Here is a 23,757-nt window from a genome sequence, read left to right as displayed (position 1 = left end):
GGCGACGCCGGGAGCGGTCTCGCGCGTGTTCACGGTTCTCGCATGGCGGTGAAGGCCTGCCGGACTCCGGGAAACACCGGCAGGTTCCGGGTGGCGCCGTCGTGGTAGGGGTTGGCGCGCAACACCGCCAGAACGGGCTCGTGGACGCGGGCCAGTACCAGCCGGCAGCCCAGGGCCCGCAGGTCGGCCGTGAGCTGGGCCAGGGCGTCGGCGGCGGTGGCGTCCACGTAGAACACCGCCTCCGCATCCAGGATCACACCTCGCGGATACGGCTCGCGGGCGGTCACCAGGGTCAGGATTCGCTGCCGGATCCGTCCGGCGTTGGCGAAGAACAGCGGTGCGTCGACCCGGTAGATGAGGATGTCCGGGTGGGGAGACGCGTCTTCGCCGAGATCCCGGGGAGGTTGATCGTCATCGACGACGACGATCAGGCTCTCATGCGGGCGGGCGGCGCGGCGGATCAGCTGGCCCGCAGAGAGGATCACCGCGATGAGCAGGCCGCGCAGCACGCCGAGCGCCAGCACGCCGACGACGGCCACGAGTGCGATCATGCTCTCCGCGCGCCAGCCCCGCCACAGCCGCAGCAGGCCGGTGACGTCGATGAGCCTGGGAACGCCCATCATCACGACGGCGGCCAGCACCGGAATCGGCAGCAGCGCGACCAGCGGTCCGCCGGTGAACAGGACGAACAGCACGATGCCGGCGGCGACGAGCTGGAAGAGCTGGGACTGCGCGCCGGCACCGCGCGCTGACAGGGTGCGGCTGGTGCTGGCCATCGGCGGAAACCCGCTCAGCATGCCCGCGGCCAGGCTCGCCCCGCCCAGGGCGGTGGTCTCCCGGTCAAGGGAGAATCGGCCGCCGATGTCGGTTCCCGTCTGGCGAACGGCGCTGACGGTCTCGACCGAGGCGATCAACGCCATACCCGCCGCCGGCAGGAGCAGCGCCCACAGGTCCGCCACGTTCACCCCGGGCCAGGCGAGCATGGGCAGGCCGCCGACCGCCGGGCCGACCACCGCCACGCCCCGGCCGGCCAGCCCCACCGCCGCCGAGACCGTTATGCCCAGCACGCAGACCACCAGTCCGGCGGGCAGGCCGGGCAGACAGCGCCTGAGCACGACGAGTGTGGCCAGCGCGGCCAGGCCCGTCGTCGCGGCCGGCGTCCCGGCCTGCCCCAGGTGGGTGAGGGCGTACCAGAGCTTGCCGAGCGGATCGGGAACGGGCGCCGGGATGCCCAGCAGCGGACTCACCTGCCCGGCGAGGATCTCGATGCCCACGCCGGCCAGGTAGCCGAGCATCACCGGCGCGGACAGGAAATCGGCGACGCCCTGCAACGGCAGCGCGGCCATCAGCAGACAGCAGACGCCCACCAGGAGTGACAGGGCCGCCGCCAGCGCCACCGCCCGCCCGGTCCTGCACCACGGTGAACGTCAGCAGGGCCAGTGCTGAGGAGGGGCCCACCGCCACGAATCGCGTGCCGGTCAGCAGGGCGAACACCGTCGCGGCGCCCAGGGCGGTGTACAGCCCGGTGACCGGCGGCAGCCCGGCCAGGGTGCCGTACGCGAGTCCCTGCGGCAGCAGGGTCGCCGCGGTCGCGAAGGCGGCCACGATGTCCGCGCGCACCCGGCGCGCCGAACAGCAGCGTAACTGGTCGACGAGCGGCACCACGTCCGCTGCCCGAAACCGGCGCGCATCCACACCCATCATCATGCGATCGGCGCCGGCCGCGACTCCTCGGACACGCCCGGCCGGCGTGGCGAACCCGGTTCACGTCAGGACAGCGGCCCCGCCTCGGACGCCGGCCCGGGAAGATCCGTTCCGATGGCGGAGTGGCGGGTCTCGGGATCCTTGCGGACGGTGGCGGTGATGGCCAGGCCGGTCCGCCGCGACAGCGGCCCCTCGCAGGAGAGGCCGAGTTGCAGGGCCAGGTCCCGGCCGTACAGGTCCACGGTGGCCTCGATCAGGTCGGACAGCGTGCCGGCACTGGACCGGCCGCGCCGCCAGGCGACGGCGGCCACGGTGACGGTGATCGGCAGGGCGGGCCACCACCATGCGGTCAGCGGCAGGTACAGCACCGCCCAGCCGGTCAGGCGCGCCGCCGAGGCGTAGGCCTCATGGGCGGTGCCCAGTTCGGCGCGGGCGGTGTCGGGGATGACGAGCCAGAGGCGGGGCCACGCACCGGTCAGGTCCAGGTCGTATGCCTCGTGAACGCGCTGGTCGGCGGCGCGGAGCCGGTCGGCGATCCAGGTGGGCCGTTGCGGGCGGGTCAGCCCGATCTCCTGCCGGGCGGCGATCAGGGCCGCCACCTGTGCGGCGGGCGGGGCGGGGGTGCCGGAGCGGGCGTGGTCGCGGGCCGCCGCGGCGGCGGACCTGATCTGTTCGCGGACGCGGTCGTCGGCCCTGTCCCAGCGTTTCCGCCGGATTCCGGTCAGCGGGCGGATGATCCGGTGCCGTCCTTCGGCGTTCCAGACCCGCTCGGTGAGCCGTCCCAGGCCGGCGGCGGCGAGTCCGGCCGCCGCCGCGGCGGCCAGGACGCCGGCGACGAGCAGGACGAGCGCACCGGGTGTGGCCATGGAGGGCTGGGCGGCCAGCCGGTTGACGGCGTCCCCCAGCGCGGCGGGGTTCAGGGCGTTGCGCTGCCCCAGGGTGAGGGCGATCGCCGCGCAGGTCAGATAGATCAGACCGGGCAGCACCAGCAGCGTCAGCCAGCGTTCGGCGAGTTTCTTGCCCAGTTCGCTGAGGAAGACGTTCATGTGGGTAACCGGACCAGGGCCAGCGGTTGCCCGGTCGCCGCGCACACCGGTGGTCCTCCTCGGCCGGCGTGGGTTTCCGCGCGGGCACAGGGAACACGGGCCGGGCATACCCAGGCGTGGACGACCGGGTGTCCCCGCGCGTGGGGGAGGGGCCGGAAGACGCGCGCGGACCGGGTGACCGTGCCGAATCCCGCGGCGGCCATGGCGTCGTCGATCGCGTCCAGTCGTCGGCGCAGGGTGTCGTCCGGTGCGCCGGTCCCGATCGCGGTGACGATCTGGCGCAGTATGTGGCCTGCCCCCGCTTCTTCGGTGTAGTCCCATATGTCGTCCTCCTCGAGGAGGACGCACAGGCGTTTGATCCGGTCCGCCGTGTCGGTCACCTTTTTCTTCCTTCCGTCCCCGTCATGGCTGCCTTCTGGAACACTGAGATTGCTTTTCTGCGGGGTTTTGATCACAGGGAGTGTAGATCGGCGTCGTCCGATCGACCAGGTGCGCGGTGGCCGACGCGGTTCCGTCGCCGCCCGGTCGTGGGGGCGGGTCGCCGGGCACGGTTCGTCGTCGATCAGCGATCGTGGCGGGGGCGGAGATGACTGACGGACAGGTCCCCCTGGAGAAGCTGAACGCCAGCGCGCACCTGTTTCGACGGCTGCTGGCCGAGATCCCCCTGGGGCGTCCCGAGCGGGCCATGTTCCTGTTCGACCTCGCCGAGGTGCTGAGGGCGGCGTCCGTGCACACCGGGCGGGCCGAGCCGCTGCGCGAGGCCGTCGAGCTGTACCGGCAGGCGGTCGCCGCCCTCGCTCCCGGCCATCCCGGCCGCGCGCGTTTCCTGTTCGGTCTCGGATTCGCCCTGCAGATTCTCAGCGGGCACGGCGGGCGGGCGGATCCGCTCGGGGAGGCCGTCGCGGTGCTCCGGCGGGCGGTGGACGCCACCGGTCCCGATGACTCCGAACGCGCCGTGCGGCTCTTCACCCTCGGCGCGGCCCTTCACACCCTGTTCGAGCGGACCGGGCGGGAGGAGACGCTGCACGAAGTCGTCACGGTGTACCGGGAGGCGGTGACCGCCACCGCCCCCGACTCGTCCGAGTGGGGAACCCGCCTGCTCCTCCTCGGGTCGGCCCTGCGGTTGCTGTATGAGCGCACCGGGTGGGGTGAGGTTCTGGACGAGGCGGTGGAGGTGGGGCGGCTGGCGCTCGCGGCCCTCGCCCCGGGCGATCCCGGCCGGGCCGTGAACCTGTCCGAGCTCGGGCTGTCCCTGCGGTTGTCGTATGAGCGCACCGGGTGGGGTGAGGTTCTGGACGAGGCGGTGGAGGTGGGGCGGCTGGCGCTCGCGGCCCTCGCCCCGGGCGATCCCGGCCGGGCCATGAACCTGTCCAACCTCGGGTTGTCCCTGCGGCTGCTGTATGAGCGCACCGGTCGGACGGAGGCGCTCGACGAGGCCGTCGGGCTGCACCGCGAGGCGGTCGCCGCCACCCCTTCCGGCGATCCCAAGCGCGCGGTGCGGTTGTTCAGCCTCGGTCTCGCCCTGCACGCCCTGGCCGAGCGGACCGGCCGGGACGACATGCTGGACGAAGCCCTCGACGTGGACAGGGAGGCCGCCGCCGCCACGGCCGGCAACCCCAACCGCGCCTTCTACCTCTCCGGCTTCGGACGGAACCTCTGTGCCCTGTTCGAGCGGACCGGTCAGACGGAGGCGCTCGACGAGGCCGTCGTGATGTACCGCGCGGCGGTCGCGGCCTCCTCCGAGACGTCCCACCGGGCCGCGTACCTGTCCAACCTCGGGAACGCGCTGCGCTCGTCGTATGAGCGCAGCGGGCGGGCGGAGGCGCTCGACGAGGCCGTCAGGGCGGGACGCGAGGCGGTCGCCGCCGCCCCCGGCGAGCCCGACAGCCCGCTCTACCTGTCCAATCTCGCCAACGCCCTGGTCCTGCTGTTCCTGCGTACCGGACGGACGGAGGTGTTGGACGAGGCGGTCGGGCTGCACCGTCGAGCCGTCGCCGCCGCCCCGCGTCGCGCCGAGTACGGCGGGCTGCTGTCCAACCTGGGGAACGCCCTGCGGCTTCGGTACGAGGAGGGCGGCCAGGCGGGGGTGCTGGACGAGGCGGTCGAGGCGCACCGCCGGGCCGTCGCCGTCACCGATGCCGGCCATCCGGGCCGTGCCGCTTTCCTGTGCAACCTCGCGGACACCCTGCGGCTCCTCCACGAGCGCTCGGGGGAGCCGGCGGTGCCGGCCGAGATCAGGGCGGTGCTCGCCGAGGCGACGGAGGCGGCGGCCGCTCCCGTGACGGTCCGGATCATCGCTCATCACCGGCGGGGAAAGGCCCTGATGAGGGCGGGTGACGGTGCGGAAGCGCTGGCCGCCTACGAGGAGGCGATCGCGCTGCTGCCCCGGTTGGCTCCTCGCCGGTTGAGACGCGCAGACCGTGAGCACGGCCTGGGCGAGGTGGCCGGGCTGGCCGCGGACGCGGCCGCGGCGGCGATCGAGGTGGGGCGGCCGGAGCGCGCGGTCGAACTGCTGGAGCAGGCACGCGGGGTACTGCTGGGAGAGGCCATGGCCGCGCACGGCGACCTGACGGACCTGCGGGTGCGCGCTCCGGAGCTGGCCCGGCGGTTCACGCAGTTGCGCGACGCCCTGGACGCCGCCGACCGTCCGGCTCCTGATCCCCTCTCCGAGGACGGTCCGTTCGGTGCCCTCACCGGCTCGGCGCGTGGCGACGGTGCGGGGACGGGGCCGCGGGACGTCGCCTCGGGGGACGGAATCGTGCCCGGGGCGATCTGGCAGGTCGCCGAGCGACGGCGGTCCCTGGCACGGGAATGGGAGGAGTTGCTGGCCCGGATCCGCAGCATGGAGGGCCTGGAGCGGTTCATGCTGCCGCCGTCCGTCGACCGGTTGCGGCGGCAGGCCGTCGACGGCCCGATCATCGTGGTCAACATCAGTGATCATCGATGTGACGCGCTGCTCCTCACCGCGGACGCCGGGCGTCCGGTACGCCTGGTGGAGCTGCCGCGTCTCACCCGTCCCATCGTGATCGACCAGGTCAACCGTTTCCTCGCGGCGGTCGCCGACGCGAAGGGTGGGGAGCTGGGGCGGCGTCCGGGTGCCCACGGGGAGATGAACGCGGTGCTCGGGTGGTTGTGGGACGAGATCACCGGGCCGATCCTGGAGAGCCCCGAACTGGCCGCCGCGTTCGAGGCCGGAGGCGGTGTCCGCGAGTCCGAGGCGAGGGCCGGTCTCCATGAGTCCGAGACCGTAGGCGGCGTCCATGGGTCCGGGGCCGAGGCCGGTGCCGTCGGATCCGAGGCCGGAGGCGGTGTCCGCGAGTCCGGGCAGGCCGGGATCCGGCCGCGGGTGTGGTGGTGTCCGGTGGGGGAGGCGGTGTTCCTGCCTCTGCACGCCGCCGGTCGTCACGTTCCCGCGGAAGACGGCAACGACGACGGCGGCGGGCGGACCGGCCGGCCGGCGACGGCGCTGGACCGGGTCGTCTCCTCCTACACCTCCACCGTCCGCGCGCTGGCCCACGCCCGCCGCGGCCGTACCGCCGACCTCGGCGGGCCGGCGCCCGAGGTGACCCGGGGTGCGGCGGTGGTCGTCGCCATGCCCGTCACCCCCGACGCCCCCGATCTCCCGGGTGTCCGCGCCGAGGTCGGGCGCCTGGCGCGGCTGTTGCCCGGCTCCCTGCTCCTCACCGGTGCCGGGGCCACCCGAGACGTCCTGCTGGAGGTTCTGCCGCTGTACCGGGTCGCGCATCTGGCCTGTCACGGTCTCAGCGACTGGGAGGTCCCCGCCGGCAGCCGGTTGCTGCTGCACGACCACGTCACCCGGCCGCTCACCGTCACCGCGATCTCCGGGCTCCGCCTCGCCCACGCGGAACTGGCCTACCTGTCGGCGTGCAGCACCACCCGCGTCAACCAGCGGCTGGCCGACGAGGCCGTGCACATCACCGGTGCCTTCCAGCTGGCCGGATACCGGCAGGTGATCGGTACGATGTGGCCCGTCGACGACGGGAGCGCCGCCGACCTGGCCGAGGATTTCTACGGGCGTCTCACCTGCGGCGGTGCCCGCCCGCCCCGGACCGGGGACGCCGCCGTCGCCCTGCACTGGGCCGTCCGCGCGTTACGCGAGCGGTATGCGGCCAGCCCTTCGTTGTGGGCCGCGTACGTTCACACCGGAATCTGATCATTGCAGTGAGGCCGGTACGGGTGTGCCGGACGTGTCGGAGGACGACGGGACCGTCCTTCTCGGGTGCGGGAGAGGAGAGGGATAAAACCTCCGGCGTTCGCACGGCGTCCGGAAGTCGGGGTCGCCGGCGAGTGCCTTTCCGATGAGAGTGCGCGGCCGTCTTTCGCATTCTCACCGTTGAATTCCGGTGGTGGAATTTCCCGCGCCGCCTGCCGGGTCCGGCCGGGTGACCTGCCCGGGGGCGAGGTTTTCGGCGGGCCGGTCATCGGTTTCGCGTTTCGGCGGTATCCGTAGGGCGTCACGCGGAAAAAGCAGCGGTGTCGTTTCCTCCCCGGTCGGCCGGATGATCGGGAAACAGGCCGGGCGCCGACGGGGATACCCGTCTGATGTTTTCGGGCGGTGTCTCCGGTGCGGTTTTCTCCGGTGTTCTCCGCCGGCGTCGGTCCGCCCCGTGACCGTCCCCGGGATCATGGCCGCCGGCTCCGTCCAGAGCATGACGCCCTCTCCTGACGGTAAGGCTTACCTGACCTTGACCCCCTTGTGGATCTCGTTCTAGCTTGAGCGAGCCTTACCAGAGCGAGGGGGTCGGCTTGGAACTCCACGGCAGGCACGCCCTGGTCACCGGTGGTGGCCGGGGCATCGGCGAAGCCGTCACCCGGGCGTTGACCGGCGCGGGGGCGGTCGTCTCGGTGCTCGACGTGACCGAGCCACAAGCGGTCGACGTCAGTGACGCCGCCGCCGTGGAGCACGCCGTCGACGCGGCGGAGCGGGCCAGAGGGCCGATCGACATCCTGGTCAACGTGGCGGGTGTGCTCTGCCTGGGACCGGTCGTCGAGATGGGCGACACCGACTGGGAGCGCACCTTCGCCGTCAACGCGGGCGGCGTCTTCCACACCTCCCGCGCGGTCGCGCGGCGTATGATCCCCCGCCGGAAGGGAGTCATCGTCACCGTCGGTTCCAACGCCGCCGGAGTGCCCCGTGCCCGGATGGCCGCCTATGCCGCCTCCAAGGCCGCGGCGACCATGTTCACCAAGTGCCTGGGACTGGAGCTGGCGCAGTACGGCATCCGCTGCAACGTGGTCGCCCCCGGTTCCACGGACACCGAGATGCAGCGGGCGATGTCGTCCATCGCGTCCGGCGACCCGGTCGCCGGCGCGCCGGAGCTGTTCCGCGTGGGCATCCCGCTCGGCCGGGTGGCCGATCCCGGGGACGTCGCCGAGGCGGTGCTCTTCCTGGTCTCCGACCGGGCCCGCCACATCACCCTGCACGACCTCTACGTCGACGGCGGCGCCTCGCTCGGCGTCTGACCTGCACAGAATTGGAGCACCGTGTCCCTCATCGGGGCCCACGTCGGGCTTGCTCCGGCGGGCAGTCTGCTGGCCGCCTACCGCGCCGACTCCTGTTTCGTGTTCTCCTCGGCCCGGGGTGCCCTGCTGGCCGAAGGCGCCTACTTCACCGTGTCCTCCCCGCCGCGCGACGGGGGGCTGGCGGACCTGGCCGCGCGGGTCGGCGGTTCGCTGCGGGGCGCGGCGGCGGCCGGGCACGAGCACCCCATCGTCGTGGGTGCCGTCCCGTTCTCCTCCGCCACGGACGCGTGCCTGGTCATCCCCCGGTCGGTACGGCACGCACCCACGCTCGTCCCGCCGGGACACCACCTGAGATACAAGTATCTGCTGGGGCGGGAGGAGGCCGTTCCACACCCGGAGAGCTACGTCGAAGCGGTCCGTGAGGCCATCACCCACCTGCGCTCGGGCCGTCTGGCCAAGGTGGTCCTGGCCCGTTCGCTCCGCATCCCCTTCGACGGCCGTCTCACCCCGCTGCTGGCCGCCCTGGCCCGGCACGACCCGGCCGGATACACCTTCGCGGTGCCGCTGCGCGACGGACGCGTCCTGCTCGGCGCCAGCCCCGAACTCCTCGTCTCCCGCCGAGGCCGGAATGTGGCCGCCAACCCGCTGGCCGGGTCGGCACCCAGGTCCGCCGATCCCGCCGAGGACCGCTCCCGTGCCCGGGGCCTGCTGGAGTCGGCCAAGGACCGGCACGAGCACGCCCTGGTCGTGGACGCCGTCGCCGAGTCGTTACGACCACTGTGCGGCACTCTCACGGTGCCCGCCGAACCCGTTCTGACCCGCACCGCCACGATGTGGCACCTGTCCACGACCGTCACCGGCGAACTGGCCGACCCCGGGGTCAGCTCACTCACGCTGGCAGCGGCCCTGCACCCCACCCCCGCCGTCTGCGGCGTCCCCACCGAGGCGGCCCGGCGGCTGATCGCGGAGCTGGAGCCCTTCGACCGGGACTTCTACACCGGCGTGGTCGGCTGGGAGAACGCGAGCGGCGACGGCGAGTGGGCGTTGACCATCCGCTGTGCGATCGCCGACGGTTCGGTCATCAGCCTGTTCGCCGGGGCCGGGATCGTCGCCGACTCCGACCCGGAGGCCGAGCTCGCCGAGACCACCGCCAAGTTCGGTACCGCCCTACGCGCGTTGGGACTCACACATGCCTGACTTCACCCCCTGGCCCGAGCAGGAGGCGGCCCGCTACCGGGCCCTGGGCTACTGGCGCGGCCAGACCTTCGGCGCCTGGCTGCGCGAACTGGCCGGGAAGCACGGGCCGCGGGTGGCGGTCGTCGCCGGCGACCGCGGCCTGACCTACACGGAGCTGGACCACGCCGCCGACCGGCTCGCCGCCGGGCTCAGCGGCCTGGGCCTGCGCCGGGGTGACCGCGTGGTGGTCCAGCTGCCCAACGACATCGTCTTCCTCGAAGCCGTCTTCGCGCTGTTCCGGCTGGGGGTGCTGCCGGTCTTCGCCCTGCCCGCGCACCGCGAGACCGAGATCGCCCATCTGGTCGAGCACAGCGACGCGACGGCCTACCTCACCACCCGGGAGCTGGAGGTGCCGAGCAAGGCCCGGGTGCTGCACGCCGATGCCCTGCCGTACGGAGACCCCGGCACCCAGGACGGGCCGCAACCGGGCGACGTGGCCTTCCTCCAGCTGTCAGGAGGCAGCACCGGGCTGCCCAAGCTCATTCCCCGGACCCACGACGACTACCTCTACAGCGTCCGCGCCAGCGCCGGCATCTGCGGGCTGGACACCGGCACGGTCTACCTGTGCGCGCTGCCCGCAGCGCACAACTTCCCGCTCAGTTCCCCCGGCGTGCTGGGCGTGCTGCACGCGGGCGGCCGGGTGGTGATGGCACCCCGGCCCACCCCCGACGTCGCCTTCCCGCTGATCGAGCGGGAACGGGTGACCGTCACCGCGCTGGTGCCGCCCCTGGCGCTGGTCTGGCTGCGGGCCGCGGCCCGCACCTCCCACGACCTGTCCAGCCTGCGGCTGCTCCAGGTCGGCGGGGCCAAGCTCGCCGCCGAGACCGCCCGCCAGGTCCGTCCCGTGCTCGGCTGCCGCCTGCAGCAGGTGTTCGGCATGGCCGAGGGACTGGTCAACTACACCCGCGCCGACGACCCGGACGACATCGTCGAGACCACGCAGGGCCGCCCGATCTCACCGCACGACGAACTGCTCGTCGTGGACCCCGCAGGCCGTCCGGTCGCCCCCGGCGACGTCGGAGAGCTGCTGACGCGCGGGCCGTACACCATCCGGGGCTACTACCGCGACGCCGATCCCGCCGCCTTCACCGAGGACGGCTACTACCGCACCGGCGACCTGGTGCGGCTGACACCGTCGGGTCACCTGGTCGTGGAGGGCAGGGCCAAGGACCTGATCAACCGGGGCGGGGAGAAGGTCTCACCCGAGGAGGTCGAGAGCCACCTGCTCGAACACCCGGCCGTGCTGGACGCCGCGGTCGTCGAGGTGCCCGACGCCTACCTGGGCGAGCGCACCTGCGCGTTCGTGGTCCCGAACGGGCCGCCGCCCTCGGCGGCGGAGATCAGGTCGTTCGTGCGCTCGCGCGGCCTGGCCGAGTACAAGGTGCCCGACCGGGTGGAGATCGTCGCGGCCTTCCCCTCGACCGGGGTCGGCAAGACCAGCAAGAGGGAGCTGCGCGCCGCGCTGCGCGCCGCCGTGCGAGGAGGACAGTGAGATGGCGCTGCCCGTGATCAAGCCGTACGACCTGCCCGTGGACCTTCCCGAGAACAGGACGAGCTGGCGCGTGGAGCCGGAACGCGTCGCGCTGCTCGTGCACGACATGCAGAACCACTTCCTGGCCCCGTTCGAGTCCGCGCCGATCCCGGAGGTGATCGACAACATCCTGGCGCTTCGCGAGCTCTGCGTGGCGCTGGGCATCCCGGTGCACTACTCCGCCCAGCCCGGAGGCCAGACGCCCGGCCAGCGCGGGCTGCTGACCGACTTCTGGGGGCACGGCCTGGGCGGCGAGCCGCACGCCGCGGCCATCGTGGACGCGCTCAAGCCGGGCGACCCCTCGGCCGTGCTGACCAAGTGGCGCTACAGCGCCTTCGTCCGCACCGACCTGGCCGAGCGGCTCGGATCCCGGGACCAGCTCCTGATCGTCGGCGTCTACGCCCACATAGGCGTGCAGGCCACCGCGCTGGACGCCTTCATGCGGGACATCCAGCCCTTCGTGGTGGCCGACGCCGTCGCCGACTTCTCCCCGGCCCACCACCGCGCGGCGCTGGAGTACACCGCGCAGCGCTGCGGCCAGGTGCACTCCACCAAGCGCATGGCACAGGAGCTGACGGCGGTGCGCTCTTGACCTCCTTCCCACGGCCGCAGTCCGGGCTCCTCACACCGGAGGTGTTCGGATGAGGGAGTACGTGGCCTCGCTGCTGGACGGCCCCCTGCCGGGCGACGACGACAACCTGCTCGACCACGGGCTGGACTCCGTCCGCCTGATGATGGTCGCCGACCGGCTCGGCGTGGACTTCACCGACCTGGCCGAACGTCCCACGCTGCGGGCGTGGGCGGAGCTTGCCGGTGACTGAGCTCCCCCTGACGCCCGCCGCGGAGGGCATCCGGACCGGTCAGGCCCTCGATCCGGCCAGCCCGGTCTACAACGCCGGGGAGTGCGTCGACATCGTCGGCCCGCTGGACGTGGAGCGTTTCTCCCGGGCCCTGCGGCAGGTGATCGACGACGCTCCGGCCCTGCACGTCCGGTTCCGCGACGGCGTGCAGGTCCTCTCCCCGCGGCCGTGGACGCTGCACCTGGCCGAGGTCGCCTCGGAGGCCGAGGCCGAGACCTGGATGCGGGCCGACCTGGCGACGCCGGTCGACCTGGCCGCGGGGCCGCTGTTCACCCAGGCGCTGTTCACCCTCGGCGACGAGCGTCACCTGTGGTTCCAGCGCATCCACCACATCGCCGCCGACGGCTACGCCTTCGCCCTGCTGGCCGGGCGGGTCGCCGCCGCCTACGACGGGCGTCCACCGGCCGCCGGCCCCTCCTCCCTGGAGTCCTTCGCGCGCGCGGTGGCCGAGGCCGGCGCCTACGCCGCCTCGCCCGAACGCGACGCCGACCGGGCGTTCTGGCTGCGACGGTGCGCGGACCTGCCCCCCGCCGCGCTGCTCGCCCGGCCCGCCCCCGTCTCCCGGACGACGTTGCGCCGCACCGGGAAGGTGCCCGACCTCGGGAACGGGTGGCCCGACGTGCTGATCGCCGCCACGGCCGGCTACCTGGCCAGGCAGACCGGCGCGGACGAGGTGGTGCTCGGCCTGCCGGTCATGGGCCGGCTGGGCTCGGCGGCGCTCAAGGTGCCGTGCATGGCCATGAACATGGTGCCGCTGCGGGTGCCGGTTCCCCACGACGCCACACTGGCGACCCTGACCGAGCACGTCGCCGGGGAGATCCGCGCGACCAGGCCGCACCACCGCTACCGCCACGAATGGCTCCGCCGCGACCTGGGCCTGGTCGGCGGCGAGCGGCGGCTGTTCGGCCCGGTGGTGAACATTCTGCCCTTCCGCTCCGAGCTGCGTTTCGGCCGGGCACGCGGGGTGGTGCGCAACCTGTCGGCGGGCCCGGTGGAGGACCTGTCGGTGACGGTCTCCGGGCGGAGCGGCCTGCGGGTGGACGTCGAGGCCAACCCCGGCGCGTACTCGGCGCGGGACCTCGAAGCCCACCTGGACGGCTGGCTGGGCCACCTGGACGACCTCCTCCGCGGCCGCCCGGCGCGGCACGGCAGCCCGCTGGACGGCGGCCCCCTGCCCGCGCCGGCCGTGCCCGTGGCCGAGCTGATCGCCGCGCGGGCGGCGGAACGGCCGCACGCCGTCGCCGTCGAGCACGGGGGAACCAGCCTCACCTACCGTGAGCTGCTACGACGGGCCCGGGACGTCGCCGGGCGGGTGGCGGGTGCCTGTCTGGTGGGCGTCATGCTTCCCCGTGGCCCGGAGGCGGTCACCGCGATCGTCGGCACACTGCTCGCCGGTGCCGCGTACCTGCCCCTCGACCCCGCCTGGCCGAGGGCACGCGTCGAGGCGGTGCTCCGGGACGCCGGGCCCGACGCGCTCATCACCCCCTCCGGCGTCGAGCGCCGCGGGGACACCGGACAGGGCGACGGTCGCCGCGGGGACGCGACCCCGGACGGGCTGGCGTACGTGATGTACACCTCCGGCTCCACGGGCCGCCCCAGGGGGGTGGCGGTCGGTCACGAGGCGCTGGCGCAGTTCGTCGCCGGTGCCACCGACAGGTACGGCCTGCGGTCGGAGGACCGGGTGCTGCAGTTCGCGCCTCTGCACTTCGACGCCTCCGTGGAGGAGCTGTTCCTCACCCTGTGCGCGGGGGCGACGCTGGTGGTGCGGACCGAGGAGATGGTCGAGTCGGTGGCGCGGCTGCTGCGAGCCTGCGGCGACCTGGGCGTCACCGTGCTCGACCTGCCGACCGCGTACTGGCACGAGGTGGTCCGTGCCCTGTCCGCCGGCACCGCCGTGCTTCCGGCGAGCGTGCGCACCGTGATCATCGGCGGGGAGGCGGCGCTGCCCGAGTGGGTGGCCCGCTGGCACGCCGCGGTGGGCGGCGGGGTCAGGTTGTTCAACACCTACGGTCCCACCGAGGCGACCGTGGTGGCGACCGTCGCCGAACTGCCGCCCGGCGACGACGAGGTGCCCATCGGCAGGCCGCTGCCGGGGGTGCGCGCGGCCATCGTCGACGGCGAACTGGTGCTGATGGGCGGCGGCCTGGCCAGGGGATACCTGCGCGAGCCGTTCGCCGGGCGGGCCTACCGCACGGGGGACCGGGTCCGGCTGCGGCCGGACGGGCAGCTGGTGTACCTGGGGCGGACCGACGACGAATTCAAGATCAGCGGGCATCGGGTGCACCCGGCGGAGATCGAGGCCGCGCTGCTCGGGCACCCCTCGGTACGGGAGGCCGCGGTCGTCGGCAGGACCGGCGCCGGCGGCGTCAGGTCCCTGGTCGCGCACGTCGTGACCGATCCCGGCCGATCGGAGCCGGTGAGCCCCGCCGAGTTGCGCGCGCACCTGGCCGGGCGGCTGCCCGCGGCGGTGGTCCCCGGCGCGTACGTGTACGCCGACCGCCTGCCGCGGACCGCCTCCGGGAAGGTCGACCGTTCGCTGCTCCGCGAAACCGCAGGACCGGCGCCCGAGCCGGCCGGTGACCTGACCGGGACGGTGCTGGCCGTCTGGGCGGAAGTGCTCGGCGTCACCGGCCTGTCGCCCGGCGACGACTTCTTCGCGCTGGGCGGGCAGTCGTTGCAGACCATCCAGGTGGTCAACCGGCTCGCCGCCCATCTGGGCCGGGACGTGCCCGCCACGCTGGTGTTCCGCCACCCCACCGCGGCGGAGCTGGCCCTGGCGCTCGGCGGCGGAACCCCCGGGGCGTCCGGGACCGGGACGTGGCGGGCCGACGCCGAGCTTCCGCGGGACGTGCACCCCCGGCGGACCGGGCGGGCGGGACGGGCCGGGACGCCCGGGGACGTGCTGCTCACCGGGGCCACCGGGTTCGTGGGCAGGCGCCTGCTCGCCGAACTGCTCGCGACCACGGACGCGCGGATCGTCTGCCCGGTCCGCGACCCCGGCCGGCTGCCCCGTCACCGGAGAGTGCGCGCCGTGCCCGCCGATCTGGCCGAACCGGGCTGGACCGGCGCTCTGCCGCCCGTGGACGTGATCTACCACAACGCGGCCGAGGTCAGCGTCACCCGCGCGTACTCCAGCCTGCGCGCGGTGAACGTGACCGCCACCGTGGACCTGCTCCGGCTGGGCGTGTCCTTCCACTACGTCTCCACGCTGGCCGTCGCCCCGGCCGGAGCCGTCGTGGCGGAGGAGTTCGTCGCCGCGCACGACGGCCTGCGCGACGGCTACCGGCGCAGCAAGTGGGTCTGCGAGCAGCTGGTACGGCAGGCGCTGGAGCGCGGGCTGCCCGCCGCGGTCTACCGCCTGGGCCGGGTGGTGGGCGGCCCCAACCCGAACGACCTGCTCCGGCGCATCCTGCGGGCCGGCGCGCTGGCGGGGGCCGGGCCGAAGCTGGACGTCGCCGAACCGTGGACCCCGGTGGACTACGCCGCGCGGGCGATCGCCGGGTTGTCGGCGTCCGGCGCGACCGGTGTCTTCAACCTCGCCCCGCTGCCTCCGGTCCGCCTGGACGAGGTGATCGCCGACGTTCTCGGCCTGCCCGTCGTGCCCCTTCCGGAGTGGGTCGACCGGATCAGGCACCTGGACGCGGACTCGGCCGCCCTCGCCGTCTTCTTCGACCTGAACCCCGGTCCGCCGCCGGTGCCGGGGGAGGTCAGGTGCGACCGCGGCGCCGGGTTCGAGTGCCCGCCCCTCGACCCGTCCGGCTGCCTCGGCGACCTGGGAGACCTCATCCCGGCCGGCGCACCCGGCGGTGAGACCGGACCCGCCGGGTGAGACCGCACCGATCGCCGCACCGATCACCGTCCGGGCGACGGGAGGACCGGCCGGGAGACCCCCGCACCCGGCCCGCGGTCGCCTGTCCGCTTCCGACCACCGAACACGCGAGGTACGAAGGCATGACCTCATGACCGTCACGGAGAGACCCGGAACGTCCTCCGGCCCCCCGCGCTTCTCGCCGCGCGGTGACATGGCGTTGCTGGGGCTGCTGCGGCACGCGGGAACCGGCTCCGTCGCCGCGCTCGTCCTGGTGTCGGTCCTCCAGGTCGCCGCGCCGCTGGCCGTCGCGTACGTGCTGGGAGCGTTGGCGGGCCTGCTGGTGGACGGTGCGGCGGCGACGGCCTTCGACCACGCCCTGGGGCCGCTGCTGGCCCTCGCCGTCATGATGCTGCTCACCCAGGCGTCGTCCGCGCTGGAGAAACCGCTCCGGGACCGGGTGACACGGCAGGTCGACGGTCGCGTCCGCCACCGCGTCCGCCGGATCGCGCTCGACGCGGCCACCCCCGCCGAACTCGCCGAACAGTCCGTCCAGGACGACCTGGAACTGGTGACGAAAGGGTACTCCCACCACACGGCGGGCGCCGCGGCCACGGCCCAGCTGGCGCTGTGCTTCCGCCGCGCGGCCACCGTCGCCGCGGCCGCGGCGCTGGCCGTCTTCTCGTGGTGGATCGCCCTGCCGGCGCTGGTGCTGGTGCTGGCGCAGAACGCCCTGCTGCGCCGCCAGTGGGCGGGCACCGGCGGGATACGCACCCTCGCGCTGCGGACGCAGCCGTTGCAGCGCAGAGCCGACCACCTGGCCGACACGGTCACCGGTGCCCGTGCCGCCAAGGAGATCCGTATCTTCGGCCTCGCCGGCTGGTTCGTCAGCGAGTACGAGCGCGTCGCGCTGGCCCGGTTCACGCCCCTGTGGAGCAAGCGCATGCGGGTCATGGGGGAACAGTGGATCGTGCTGGGCATGTCCGCCCTGACCGCGGTGCCGGTCTTCGTCCTGATCGCCATGGCGGCGGCACGCGGTGAGCTGACCGCCGCGGAACTGCTCTTCCACCTGCGTGTCGCGCTCCTGCTGCTGGCCGGGTCCGCGCTGGGCCTGGAACCGTTCGTGGTCGACTACGGCAAGGTGTCCGCGGCGGCGTACCGGAGGCTGCTCGACCGGTTCGGCCGTCGTGCCCCCGCGACCGTCCCCGGCGGCACGGTCGAGGCCGCACCCGCGGCGATCCGCCGCACGGACACCGTCGCGACCGCACCTCCGATGATCCGCTTCACGGATGTGGGGTTCGGCTACCCGAACGGTGACCGCCAGGTGCTCGACGGGCTGAACCTGGAGATCCGCGCCGGTGAGAAGCTGGCGATCGTCGGGCTCAACGGGGCGGGCAAGTCCACCCTCGTCCGGTTGCTCACCGGGCTGCAATCCCCGCAGCGGGGCCGGATCACCGCCGACGGCGCCGACATCGCCGCGCTCGGCCTCCCGGCCTGGTGGGCGAGGCTCGCCGTGGTGTTCCAGTCACCCGTCCGCTACCACCTGTCCGCCGAGGACAACGTGCGTCTCGGCAACGGTGCCCTGAACGATCCCGAGATCGCGGACAGGACACTGCGGGAGGCGCTCGACCAGGCGGAGGCCCGGGAACTCGTGGAGGCCCTGCCCGACGGGCTCTCGTCGGTGCTGTCGGCCGGATACCGCGGGGGCACCGACCTGTCCGGCGGGCAGTGGCAGAAGATCGCCCTGGCCAGGGCGTTCTACGCGGCCGGCAGCGGCGCGAGCGTGGTCGTGCTCGACGAGCCGACCGCGCACCTGGACGTCAAGGCCGAACTGGGGGTCTTCCGCAAGCTCATCGAGGCCACGGCGGACCGGACCCTCGTCCTCATCTCCCACCGCTTCGCCACCGTGCGGCACGCCGACCGGATCGCGGTCCTGTCCGGCGGCCGGGTCGGCGAACTGGGCACGCACGAGGAACTCCTGGCCCGGGGCGGGGACTACGCCCGCTGGTACCACCTGCAGGCCGCCCTGGTCCACGGCCGGGTCTCCTGATCGAGGAGTCAGTCATCGACACCCACAGCACCCGTACCCGCCTGGGCGTGCTCGCCGCCCTGCTGGGATTCGCCTGGCGAGCCGACCGGCGCAACGTCCTCGTCGTGGCGGTCCTCCTGCTGTCCGGCGGCGCCGTCGTGATCGCGGAGGTGTGGTTCATCCGCGACATGGTGGACGCCGCCGTGGCGGGCCGGTGGACGCGGTGCGTCACCGCCGCAGTCGCCGCGGGCCTCCTGGCGGCGTCGGCGGCCTCGATCGGCAGGGTCCAGTCCAACCTGGAACTGCAACTGGGGGAGCGGATCGGTCTGGAGGTCGACCGGCAGGTCCTCACCGCGGTGTCCGGCGTCCCGCACATCGGGCACGTCGAGAACCCCGACTACCTCGACCGCGTCGCCCTGATCCGGGCACGCAAGTCATGGCTCACCTCCGCCCTGTGGAACGTGGGCGGTGTGGCGAACACCGCGGTCGTCCTCACGCTCGGCATCGCCCTGATGCTCACCGTCCACCCGCTCTCCGCCCTCATGGTGCCGGCCGGGGTGCCGGTCCTGCTGCTGCGGGCGGCGGGCCAGCGGAAGGCGACCGCGCTGCTGGACCGGGCCACCCCGCTGACACGGCTGGAGCAGCACCTGACCGGCCTGTGCCTGTCCCCGGACGCCAACTCCGAGATCCGCATCGGAGCGGCGGGCGACGGCCTGGACGAGCGCGCCGATCGGCTCTGGTCACAGGCGTCGGCCATCGAGGCGAGAGCCGACCTGCGAACCGCGCGGTTCGCCATCGCGGGGTCGGCGATCCTGGTCGCCTCCTACACCGGTGCCCTGGCGGTCGTCGCCTGGCTCATCTCACAGGGCCGGGCGGGACTCGGCGACCTCATGATGGTGGTCATCCTGACGGCCACCCTCACCCGGTCCACGACGTCGCTGGCGGGCAGCGTGACCGCGCTGCAACGGGCGGTCGGCCTGCTGGACCGCTATCACTGGCTGCGGGACTTCGACGCGGGCCTCACCCCGGCCTCCGGCGGGGCCGCGCCGGCGACGCTGCGCTCCGGCATCACCCTGAGCGGCGTCTGTTTCCGCTACCCCGGAAGCGAGGCGGACGTGCTGCGCGACATCGACCTGACCATCCCCGCCGGGACGAGCGTGGCCGTCGTCGGCCCGCACGGGGCGGGCAAGAGCACACTGATCAAACTGCTCTGCGGGCTGTACGAACCGACCACGGGCGTGATCACCGTCGACGACCGCCCGCTGACCGCGATCGAGCCCGCCTCGTGGCAGAGCGCCGTCACGGCGGCGTTCCAGGACGGGCACCGCTTCGAACTGCGGTTGGCGGAGGCGGTGGGCATCGGGGATCTCCCCCACATGCACGACGAGTCCCGCGTCGAGGCCGCGATCCGGGCCGCGGGTGCCGAGGACGTCGTCGCGGCCACCCCGCACGGCCTGCGGACGCCGCTCGGCCGCAGCCTGGACGGGGGCGTCGACCTGTCCGGCGGGCAGTGGCAGAAACTCGCCCTGGCCAGGGCGGCGATGCGCACCCGGCCGCTGCTGGTGGTGCTCGACGAGCCCTTCGCCAGCCTGGACGCCCCGGCCGAGCGTGACCTGGTCCGCCGGTACGCCGAGACGGCCGGTCAGGTCTCGGAAACGGGTGCGATCACCGTGTTCGTGACCCACCGCCTGTCCACCGCCCGGATCGCCGACCTGATCGTGGTGGTGGAGGACGGCGGGATCACCGAGGTCGGAAAGCACGAGGATCTCGCCGCCCGGCGGGGACTCTACGCCGAGTTGCACCGAATGCAGGTCGACTCCTACGCCTGACCGGCCCACCGCAAGCTCCTACGCCTGACCGGCCCCACCAGAAGGAGGACCCGTGCCGCACGCCCCGCTCACCCGCGGCCAGCTCATGCTGTGGTGCAACAGCCTCGCCGCCCCGGAACCGGCACGCGCCGCGCTGAACCTCCGCCAGGTCGTCCCGGTCCCCGACGGCGTGGACCTGGCGGGGGTGCGGGCCGTCCTGGCGGAGTGCGTGCGCCGCCACGAGGCGCTGCGCACGACGATCCGGACCGACGAGCACGGAGACCCGCACCAGGTGATCCATCCGCCCGCCGGCCCGCCGCTGCGCGTGGTGCCCGCCGAGCCGCATGACGTGCCGTCCCGGGTCCGGGAGGTGGCGGCCGAACTGGGCCGGGTACCGGTGCGGCTGGACACCGAGTGGCCCCTGCGGGCGGCGGTGGTGACCGAGGCGGGCAGGCCGCGGACGTTGTGCCTCATGGTGCACCACATCGCCGCCGACGCCCGCACCCTGGACCTCCTCGCCACCCAGCTCGGCGACGGCCTCGCCGCCGCGGCGGCAGGCGTGACCGCCCCGCTCCCCGCCGTCCGCCAGCCCCGTGACCTCGCCGAACAGGAGCGCACGCCCGCCGAACAGGCGAGGGCCGCCGCCGCGATGACGTACTGGGCCGAGCGGCTGCGCACGATCCCGACCACGCTGTTCCCCTACCGGCCGGACCCGGCGCACCCGGGCCGGGTCCGGGTGGACCTGCGTTCCCCCGCCCTGGCGGCCGCCCTGCCCGTGGTCACCCGCGGGCTCGGCCTGCCCGCGTCGGCGGTGCTCATGGCCGCGGTGACCGCGGTGCTCATGCGGTACACCGGCAACGACCGGTGGTCGTGGACGACGGTGGTGGACAACCGTCCCACGACCGGCTACGAGTCGTCGGTGGGGTCGTTCATCCAGCTCGGTCTCGTCGACGTCGACGCGGCCGGGACGGGAGCCTTCTCCCTGCTCGCCAGGTCGTGCTGGCGTGCCCAGCTCGTCGCGGCCAGGCACAGCGGCTACGACCACGCGGAGATGCTGGAGCAGCGGGCACTGGCGACCGGGGAACGCCGTACGGCGGTCACCCTGCCGACCATCTTCAACTTCAAGCCCACCGCCCGCCGCTCGCCCGGCCGCCGGGAGGACGCGGGCACGCTCGACGGCGACCTGCTCGGCCGGACCGAGACGACCCGGGGGCCGGGGAAGGGCAAACCCGACACCACGCTGTTCGCCGTGGTCGACGAGATCACCGAGGTCGCCCTGCTGTCCTTCGACGCCGACGCCGCGATCCTGCCGGCCGACGACCTCGCCGAGCTGTTGCGGGCCGCGGAACGACTGGTGTGGCGGGCCGCGGAAGGAGACGACCCGGCACCGTCCGACCTGGGCGTCGCCGTGCGTACGACGGACTGGCTGCGCACCGCCGACGGCAGGGTGCTCGACCTCGCCGGGACCGAACGCCTGCTGCGTGAGCATCCGGGCGTCGAGGACGCCGCGGTGACCGTCGCCTCCGACGGCGCGGTCGTGGCGACGGTGCGGGCGGCGATCCCGCCGAGCGCGGTGCTGGAGCATGTCGCGTCCGCGCTGGACACGCCCGGTGTGGTGCTGCCGGACGCGGTCCGCCTCGTCGGCGGGCTCCCGGAACCTCCCGCGCGGCCGGACACCGAGGCCGAGCAGGCCCTGCTGGCGGCCCTGCGGGAGCGCGCGGGACTGGCGGGGGCCGTGCTCGGCCGTTCCTACGCCGAGCAGGGCGGCCGTGCGCGCCGGGTGCCCGCGGTGCTGGACCGGCTGGCGGAGCTGGGCTTCACCGGCGTGACGTTCCCCGACCTGCTCGGCCCCCGGCCGCTGCGGTCGGTGGCGTCCGCGCTCCGTACGACCGCGGACCGCCGCCTCCCGCACGGGGTCGACCGGCGATCCGGCACCGGCCACGCCGGCCCGCAGGCCGGCGCCGGTCGTCCGCGGGCGGCCGGGCGGGATCCGGCCCGGGAAATCCGTCAATGAGAGCGGTCGTGCGCCGTCGCGCCGTTCCGGAAGGAATTCCAGAAGATATCGGAAATCCCATGAGAACAATAACGGCGGTCGGACGTCAACTCTTGACCTTATATCGGAATTTGATGTATCAAAAACTCGTGCCACATCTGGAGTCGAAAAGGGATGGCATCAGCGGTGATAAAGTATTGATTTCCCGTCGGGCCGGTCGCGGGGAGGCCGCGTGCCACGTCATGCGGCCCGGGACGAACCGGCGGACCGATCGGCGGGTCGGCGCGTCCGGTCCGCGCACCCCGGACGCCCGCCGCAACGTGCCGGGAGGGCCCGGACACGGGGCAGTGGGTTTCCGCGGGGAACGCGGCGGAACGGAGTGCCGTGGAACGCGATGAAATCCCCGAGACCTGGCGTCTGCTGGAGCGGGTGTCCATAGCGTCGCCGGGCAACGAGGCTTTCGACGAGGCCCAGGCCATGATCTCCCGGGGAGTGGACGGCGACCTGCTCGTGGGGTTCGCCGCCCGGCACGCCCTCGCCCCGGCGCTCGCCGACCATCTGACGCGGAGCGGCACGCTGGGGAGACTCCACAACCGGGTCCAGCGCCACCTCAAGGACTCCCTGACCATCAACAGGCTGAGGATCGGGGAGCACCTGCGTGAAGCGGCCCGCATCTCGGACCGCGTGGCGGCGGCGGGCCTGCGTGTCGCCTTCACGAAGGGGGTGGCCGCGCAGGCGAGACTCTACGACGGGACCGGCGCGCGCGTCCTCGGCGACCTGGACGTGATGGTGAGCCCCGAGGACGCCCCCAAGCTGGCGCAGGTCGTCGAAGAGCTGGGCTACGCCGGCGGGAAGGTGGTGGACCCCGCGTCCCGGGAGCTGGTCGACATGCCGAGACCGGCGAAGTTGCTGTTCAAACTACGCCCCGACCACCTGCCGCACTTCTTCCGGCCGAGCGGGAACCCCTACTTCAGGTACCACATCGTCGACGTGGCCTTCAGCTTCACCTGGTTCGGGTGCCGGTGGGCCGTCGGTGTGCCGGAGGCTCTCGCGAACGCGTCGTCGCTCGCGGTGGACCACGAAGGCGGCCGGAGCCGCATCCCCGTCCTGGACCCCGTCCACGACTTCGTCTTCCACGTCCTGCACCTCTTCCGGGAGGCGTGGTGGGTGGACGACACGAACCCGTTGGCGGACGTGCGCCTCAGCCAGTTCGCCGACGTGTGGCGTGCCTGGGACCGGCTCTCGGCCGGAGAGAGGGCGGACGCGGTCGCGCTGATCCGCGACCGGGACCTCGGCCCGCCCGTGGCCTGGGTCTGCTTCCACCTCGACGAACTCTTCGGCTCGGCCGTCGTGGAGGAGATCGGGCTGCGCGGGTTCTGCTCGCCCCGCTGGCTGCGGAGCGCGGCGGACAGGAACGTCGGCGGGGCCTTCCTGTCATGGGACGGAGACATGCGTCTGCGGCTCAGAAGCAGAACCGGAGTCGAGGTCTCCCCGGCGGAGCGTCCGCCGTTCGTCTGACGAAGAGGTGACGGTGCCCGTTTCCCGGCGTTCCGCGTGCGCGTTCCGCCGGGCGTGATTGGAGAGAGAGAACATGTCCCTGGTCTCCTACTGGTCGATTGTGCCGGTCTTCCTGAAGCCCGACGCCCTGGAAGGGGAGAACAGCGTCATGCCGGGGAGGCGGGCGGCGGACTTCGCCATGTTCCTGGCGGCGGGCCTGGACGAGCCGGACCGCCTGGCCTACGACCCCTGCTTCCCGGAGTCGGCGGCCGGAGCCGGCCTGGCCAGGAGACACGTGGCGGGCGAGAGCGGCGCCTTCTCCTGGTACGAGTGGCCGCCGGCCGACGTCCCCGGCTGTCAGCGGCGCCTGGCCGAGTTGCACGCCGAGTGGGCTGGGCTCCCCTCCGTCGACGTGCCGCGCATCGTGACGCGGGCGTCCGCCGCCCTGGGCTTCGAGGTGACGCAGGTCACCGACATGATCCTCACCCTCGACGACTACATGGTCTTCTACGGCGACACCCCGCGACCGGATCTCCACCCGCGGATGCAGCGCTACCTCGTCGACCGGCCGATACGGCTCCTCATGATGTGCGGGAAGCAGCAGAACTCGGCGCTCCAGGCCATGAAGACGTATCTGAGGAGGGTCCTGGTGCACCACTCCGGGAGGTCGAGCGACGGCGGCAACCTCATCCACGTGACGAACCCCGACGCGTCGAACTACCCCGAGCTCATGCGCTTCTACCTGCGGGCGTCCGAGCAGG

Annotated in this window: 14 protein-coding genes and 1 pseudogene; 11 read left to right on the top strand and 4 right to left on the bottom strand. The window is 73.4% G+C overall.

Features of this window, described 5'->3' with window-relative positions:
• Positions 1 to 29 precede the first annotated feature (29 nt).
• The 4 genes and pseudogenes from F4562_RS35625 to F4562_RS01865 form a co-directional block, all read right to left on the bottom strand.
• Positions 30 to 1,397 carry a SulP family inorganic anion transporter gene (locus F4562_RS35625; RefSeq protein ID WP_184540486.1) on the bottom strand — a complete coding sequence of 456 codons (1,368 nt, stop codon included), beginning with the start codon at positions 1,395 to 1,397 and terminating at the stop codon, positions 30 to 32.
• Between the two features lie 22 nt (positions 1,398 to 1,419).
• Positions 1,420 to 1,701 (bottom strand): annotated as a pseudogene (locus tag F4562_RS36615) (SulP family inorganic anion transporter); the annotation flags it as partial.
• Positions 1,702 to 1,769: 68 nt separating this feature from the next.
• On the bottom strand, positions 1,770 to 2,750 hold the full coding sequence (locus tag F4562_RS01870) for a hypothetical protein (RefSeq protein WP_184540484.1): 981 nt from the start codon (positions 2,748 to 2,750) through the stop codon (positions 1,770 to 1,772).
• A complete protein-coding gene (locus F4562_RS01865) occupies positions 2,747 to 3,130 on the bottom strand; it encodes a hypothetical protein (protein ID WP_184540482.1) in 384 nt (127 codons plus the stop codon). The genes F4562_RS01870 and F4562_RS01865 overlap by 4 nt, the downstream gene beginning before the upstream one ends.
• Before the next feature lie 206 nt (positions 3,131 to 3,336).
• Here F4562_RS01865 and F4562_RS01860 point away from each other — a divergent pair, with 206 nt between their 5' ends.
• From F4562_RS01860 to F4562_RS01810, 11 genes are all read left to right on the top strand, one after another.
• Positions 3,337 to 6,924: a CHAT domain-containing protein gene (locus F4562_RS01860; protein WP_184854757.1), complete on the top strand. Its 3,588-nt coding sequence runs from the start codon at positions 3,337 to 3,339 to the stop codon at positions 6,922 to 6,924.
• A gap of 560 nt (positions 6,925 to 7,484) precedes the next feature.
• Positions 7,485 to 8,234, top strand: a complete 750-nt coding sequence (locus tag F4562_RS01855; protein WP_184540478.1) for a 2,3-dihydro-2,3-dihydroxybenzoate dehydrogenase — start codon at positions 7,485 to 7,487, stop codon at positions 8,232 to 8,234.
• 21 nt (positions 8,235 to 8,255) lie between these two features.
• On the top strand, positions 8,256 to 9,431 hold the full coding sequence (locus F4562_RS01850) for an isochorismate synthase (RefSeq protein ID WP_184540476.1): 1,176 nt from the start codon (positions 8,256 to 8,258) through the stop codon (positions 9,429 to 9,431).
• Positions 9,424 to 10,962 carry a (2,3-dihydroxybenzoyl)adenylate synthase gene (locus F4562_RS01845; protein WP_184540474.1) on the top strand — a complete coding sequence of 513 codons (1,539 nt, stop codon included), beginning with the start codon at positions 9,424 to 9,426 and terminating at the stop codon, positions 10,960 to 10,962. The genes F4562_RS01850 and F4562_RS01845 overlap by 8 nt, the downstream gene beginning before the upstream one ends.
• Before the next feature lies 1 nt (position 10,963).
• Positions 10,964 to 11,593 carry an isochorismatase family protein gene (locus F4562_RS01840; RefSeq protein WP_184540472.1) on the top strand — a complete coding sequence of 210 codons (630 nt, stop codon included), beginning with the start codon at positions 10,964 to 10,966 and terminating at the stop codon, positions 11,591 to 11,593.
• 49 nt (positions 11,594 to 11,642) lie between these two features.
• Positions 11,643 to 11,822, top strand: a complete 180-nt coding sequence (locus F4562_RS01835) for a phosphopantetheine-binding protein (protein WP_184540470.1) — start codon at positions 11,643 to 11,645, stop codon at positions 11,820 to 11,822.
• On the top strand, positions 11,815 to 15,690 hold the full coding sequence (locus F4562_RS01830) for a non-ribosomal peptide synthetase (RefSeq protein WP_221206593.1): 3,876 nt from the start codon (positions 11,815 to 11,817) through the stop codon (positions 15,688 to 15,690). Before F4562_RS01835 ends, F4562_RS01830 begins: the two co-directional genes overlap by 8 nt.
• A gap of 130 nt (positions 15,691 to 15,820) precedes the next feature.
• Positions 15,821 to 17,719 carry an ABC transporter ATP-binding protein gene (locus tag F4562_RS01825; protein ID WP_184540466.1) on the top strand — a complete coding sequence of 633 codons (1,899 nt, stop codon included), beginning with the start codon at positions 15,821 to 15,823 and terminating at the stop codon, positions 17,717 to 17,719.
• Positions 17,720 to 17,766: 47 nt separating this feature from the next.
• Entirely contained in the window at positions 17,767 to 19,527 is a 1,761-nt protein-coding gene (locus F4562_RS36185) for an ABC transporter ATP-binding protein (RefSeq protein ID WP_184540464.1), read from the top strand.
• A 52-nt stretch (positions 19,528 to 19,579) separates the two neighbouring features.
• Positions 19,580 to 21,520 (top strand): condensation domain-containing protein, encoded by a 1,941-nt coding sequence (locus tag F4562_RS01815; protein ID WP_184540462.1) that lies wholly within the window; start codon positions 19,580 to 19,582, stop codon positions 21,518 to 21,520.
• Between the two features lie 363 nt (positions 21,521 to 21,883).
• Positions 21,884 to 23,017 (top strand): nucleotidyltransferase family protein, encoded by a 1,134-nt coding sequence (locus tag F4562_RS01810; protein ID WP_184540460.1) that lies wholly within the window; start codon positions 21,884 to 21,886, stop codon positions 23,015 to 23,017.
• The last annotated feature ends 740 nt before the right edge of the window (positions 23,018 to 23,757 follow it).

The organism is Streptosporangium becharense (assembly GCF_014204985.1).
Classification (GTDB): Bacteria; Actinomycetota; Actinomycetes; order Streptosporangiales; family Streptosporangiaceae; genus Streptosporangium; species Streptosporangium becharense.
Note: the sequence above shows the minus strand (reverse complement) of the source record. Positions and strands in the feature narration are given on the sequence as shown.